We start from the raw sequence: 5,057 nt of genomic DNA on the forward strand, positions 1-5,057 counted from the left end.
GAATTCTGAAAATAATCAGTTGACTTCACAGCGGGAAAGCGTAATATGCACACCCCGCGCCGCTGCGAAAAGCGAAGCGGCACTGCTCTTTAACAATTTATCAGACAATCTGTGTGGGCACTCAGGTGACATGGATTCTTAATGTCCTCGGACACTAAATGAATACCAAGTCTCACGGGTGAACACGTAATTCATTACGGTTTAATTCGATGAGCATCAAACTTTAAATTGAAGAGTTTGATCATGGCTCAGATTGAACGCTGGCGGCAGGCCTAACACATGCAAGTCGAACGGTAACAGGAAGCAGCTTGCTGCTTCGCTGACGAGTGGCGGACGGGTGAGTAATGTCTGGGAAACTGCCTGATGGAGGGGGATAACTACTGGAAACGGTAGCTAATACCGCATAACGTCGCAAGACCAAAGAGGGGGACCTTCGGGCCTCTTGCCATCAGATGTGCCCAGATGGGATTAGCTAGTAGGTGGGGTAACGGCTCACCTAGGCGACGATCCCTAGCTGGTCTGAGAGGATGACCAGCCACACTGGAACTGAGACACGGTCCAGACTCCTACGGGAGGCAGCAGTGGGGAATATTGCACAATGGGCGCAAGCCTGATGCAGCCATGCCGCGTGTATGAAGAAGGCCTTCGGGTTGTAAAGTACTTTCAGCGGGGAGGAAGGCGATGCGGTTAATAACCGCGTCGATTGACGTTACCCGCAGAAGAAGCACCGGCTAACTCCGTGCCAGCAGCCGCGGTAATACGGAGGGTGCAAGCGTTAATCGGAATTACTGGGCGTAAAGCGCACGCAGGCGGTCTGTCAAGTCGGATGTGAAATCCCCGGGCTCAACCTGGGAACTGCATCCGAAACTGGCAGGCTTGAGTCTCGTAGAGGGGGGTAGAATTCCAGGTGTAGCGGTGAAATGCGTAGAGATCTGGAGGAATACCGGTGGCGAAGGCGGCCCCCTGGACGAAGACTGACGCTCAGGTGCGAAAGCGTGGGGAGCAAACAGGATTAGATACCCTGGTAGTCCACGCCGTAAACGATGTCGACTTGGAGGTTGTGCCCTTGAGGCGTGGCTTCCGGAGCTAACGCGTTAAGTCGACCGCCTGGGGAGTACGGCCGCAAGGTTAAAACTCAAATGAATTGACGGGGGCCCGCACAAGCGGTGGAGCATGTGGTTTAATTCGATGCAACGCGAAGAACCTTACCTGGTCTTGACATCCACAGAACTTTCCAGAGATGGATTGGTGCCTTCGGGAACTGTGAGACAGGTGCTGCATGGCTGTCGTCAGCTCGTGTTGTGAAATGTTGGGTTAAGTCCCGCAACGAGCGCAACCCTTATCCTTTGTTGCCAGCGGTTAGGCCGGGAACTCAAAGGAGACTGCCAGTGATAAACTGGAGGAAGGTGGGGATGACGTCAAGTCATCATGGCCCTTACGACCAGGGCTACACACGTGCTACAATGGCGCATACAAAGAGAAGCGATCTCGCGAGAGCCAGCGGACCTCATAAAGTGCGTCGTAGTCCGGATTGGAGTCTGCAACTCGACTCCATGAAGTCGGAATCGCTAGTAATCGTGAATCAGAATGTCACGGTGAATACGTTCCCGGGCCTTGTACACACCGCCCGTCACACCATGGGAGTGGGTTGCAAAAGAAGTAGGTAGCTTAACCTTCGGGAGGGCGCTTACCACTTTGTGATTCATGACTGGGGTGAAGTCGTAACAAGGTAACCGTAGGGGAACCTGCGGTTGGATCACCTCCTTACCTTAAAGAACCTTTCCCTGCAGTGTCCACACAGATTGTCTGATGAAAAGTAAATAGCAAGGCGTCTTGCGAGTGAGACTTTGTGTCCCCTTCGTCTAGAGGCCCAGGACACCGCCCTTTCACGGCGGTAACAGGGGTTCGAATCCCCTAGGGGACGCCACTTGCTGGTCTGTGAGTGAAAGTCACCTGCCGATGTATCTCAAACCTGATTCCTGTCTGACAGCGAGTCATGTCTGAGATATTTGCTCTTTAAAAATCTGGATCAAGCTGAAAATTGAAACACAGAACAATGCGAATTGTTCCGTGAGTCTCTCAAATTTTCGCAACTGAGGATGTTTTACGAAACATCTTCGGGTTGTGAGGTTAAGCGACTAAGCGTACACGGTGGATGCCCTGGCAGTCAGAGGCGATGAAGGACGTGCTAATCTGCGAAAAGCGCCGGTAAGGTGATATGAACCGTTATAACCGGCGATGTCCGAATGGGGAAACCCAGTGCAATCCGTTGCACTATCACAGCATGAATACATAGTGCTGTGAGGCGAACCGGGGGAACTGAAACATCTAAGTACCCCGAGGAAAAGAAATCAACCGAGATTCCCCCAGTAGCGGCGAGCGAACGGGGAACAGCCCAGAGCCTGAATCAGCCTGAGTGTTAGTGGAAGCGTCTGGAAAGTCGCGCGATACAGGGTGACAGCCCCGTACACAAAAGCACACAGGTTGTGAGCTCGATGAGTAGGGCGGGACACGTGGTATCCTGTCTGAATATGGGGGGACCATCCTCCAAGGCTAAATACTCCTGACTGACCGATAGTGAACCAGTACCGTGAGGGAAAGGCGAAAAGAACCCCGGCGAGGGGAGTGAAACAGAACCTGAAACCGTGTACGTACAAGCAGTGGGAGCCTCTTTATGGGGTGACTGCGTACCTTTTGTATAATGGGTCAGCGACTTATATTCTGTAGCAAGGTTAACCGTATAGGGGAGCCGCAGGGAAACCGAGTCTTAACTGGGCGTTAAGTTGCAGGGTATAGACCCGAAACCCGGTGATCTAGCCATGGGCAGGTTGAAGGTTGGGTAACACTAACTGGAGGACCGAACCGACTAATGTTGAAAAATTAGCGGATGACCTGTGGCTGGGGGTGAAAGGCCAATCAAACCGGGAGATAGCTGGTTCTCCCCGAAAGCTATTTAGGTAGCGCCTCGTGAATTCATCTCCGGGGGTAGAGCACTGTTTCGGCTAGGGGGCCATCCCGGCTTACCAACCCGATGCAAACTACGAATACCGGAGAATGTTATCACGGGAGACACACGGCGGGTGCTAACGTCCGTCGTGAAGAGGGAAACAACCCAGACCGCCAGCTAAGGTCCCAAAGTCATGGTTAAGTGGGAAACGATGTGGGAAGGCACAGACAGCCAGGATGTTGGCTTAGAAGCAGCCATCATTTAAAGAAAGCGTAATAGCTCACTGGTCGAGTCGGCCTGCGCGGAAGATGTAACGGGGCTAAACCATGCACCGAAGCTGCGGCAGCGACACTATGTGTTGTTGGGTAGGGGAGCGTTCTGTAAGCCGTCGAAGGTGGCCTGTGAGGGCTGCTGGAGGTATCAGAAGTGCGAATGCTGACATAAGTAACGATAAAGCGGGTGAAAAGCCCGCTCGCCGGAAGACCAAGGGTTCCTGTCCAACGTTAATCGGGGCAGGGTGAGTCGACCCCTAAGGCGAGGCCGAAAGGCGTAGTCGATGGGAAACAGGTTAATATTCCTGTACTTGGTGTTACTGCGAAGGGGGGACGGAGAAGGCTATGTCGGCCGGGCGACGGTTGTCCCGGTTTAAGCGTGTAGGTGTGTGTTCCAGGTAAATCCGGTTCACTTTAACACTGAGGCGTGATGACGAGGCACTACGGTGCTGAAGTGACAAATGCCCTGCTTCCAGGAAAAGCCTCTAAGCATCAGGTAACACGAAATCGTACCCCAAACCGACACAGGTGGTCAGGTAGAGAATACCAAGGCGCTTGAGAGAACTCGGGTGAAGGAACTAGGCAAAATGGTGCCGTAACTTCGGGAGAAGGCACGCTGGTGCGTAGGTGAAGTGACTTGCTCACGGAGCTGAAACCAGTCGAAGATACCAGCTGGCTGCAACTGTTTATTAAAAACACAGCACTGTGCAAACACGAAAGTGGACGTATACGGTGTGACGCCTGCCCGGTGCCGGAAGGTTAATTGATGGGGTCAACCGCAAGGTGAAGCTCTTGATCGAAGCCCCGGTAAACGGCGGCCGTAACTATAACGGTCCTAAGGTAGCGAAATTCCTTGTCGGGTAAGTTCCGACCTGCACGAATGGCGTAATGATGGCCAGGCTGTCTCCACCCGAGACTCAGTGAAATTGAACTCGCTGTGAAGATGCAGTGTACCCGCGGCAAGACGGAAAGACCCCGTGAACCTTTACTATAGCTTGACACTGAACATTGAGCCTTGATGTGTAGGATAGGTGGGAGGCTTTGAAGCGTGGACGCCAGTCTGCGTGGAGCCAACCTTGAAATACCACCCTTTAATGTTTGATGTTCTAACGTGGACCCGTGATCCGGGTTGCGGACAGTGTCTGGTGGGTAGTTTGACTGGGGCGGTCTCCTCCTAAAGCGTAACGGAGGAGCACGAAGGTCAGCTAATCCTGGTCGGACATCAGGAGGTTAGTGCAATGGCATAAGCTGGCTTGACTGCGAGCGTGACGGCGCGAGCAGGTGCGAAAGCAGGTCATAGTGATCCGGTGGTTCTGAATGGAAGGGCCATCGCTCAACGGATAAAAGGTACTCCGGGGATAACAGGCTGATACCGCCCAAGAGTTCATATCGACGGCGGTGTTTGGCACCTCGATGTCGGCTCATCACATCCTGGGGCTGAAGTAGGTCCCAAGGGTATGGCTGTTCGCCATTTAAAGTGGTACGCGAGCTGGGTTTAGAACGTCGTGAGACAGTTCGGTCCCTATCTGCCGTGGGCGCTGGAGAATTGAGGGGGGCTGCTCCTAGTACGAGAGGACCGGAGTGGACGCATCACTGGTGTTCGGGTTGTCATGCCAATGGCACTGCCCGGTAGCTAAATGCGGAAGAGATAAGTGCTGAAAGCATCTAAGCACGAAACTTGCCCCGAGATGAGTTCTCCCTGACTCCTTGAGAGTCCTGAAGGAACGTTGAAGACGACGACGTTGATAGGCCGGGTGTGTAAGCGCAGCGATGCGTTGAGCTAACCGGTACTAATGAACCGTGAGGCTTAACCTTACAACGCCGAAGATGTTTTGGCG

Annotated in this window: 1 tRNA gene and 2 rRNA genes; all 3 read left to right on the forward strand. The window is 53.2% G+C overall.

Annotated features, from left to right (window positions below):
- Positions 1-225: 225 nt before the first annotated feature.
- The 3 genes from SOM48_RS22545 to SOM48_RS22555 all read left to right on the forward strand — a co-directional run bounded on the left by SOM48_RS22545 (position 226) and on the right by SOM48_RS22555 (position 5,034).
- A 16S ribosomal RNA gene (locus tag SOM48_RS22545) occupies positions 226-1,767 on the forward strand.
- Positions 1,768-1,851: 84 nt separating this feature from the next.
- Positions 1,852-1,927: transfer RNA gene (locus SOM48_RS22550), tRNA-Glu, on the forward strand.
- 201 nt (positions 1,928-2,128) lie between these two features.
- A 23S ribosomal RNA gene (locus tag SOM48_RS22555) occupies positions 2,129-5,034 on the forward strand.
- The 16S and 23S rRNA genes sit together here with 1 tRNA gene alongside, the layout of an rRNA operon.
- Positions 5,035-5,057 lie beyond the last annotated feature (23 nt).

Source organism: Kosakonia sp. CFBP8986, assembly GCF_034044935.1.
In the GTDB taxonomy this organism is placed as follows: Bacteria; Pseudomonadota; Gammaproteobacteria; order Enterobacterales; family Enterobacteriaceae; genus Kosakonia; species Kosakonia cowanii.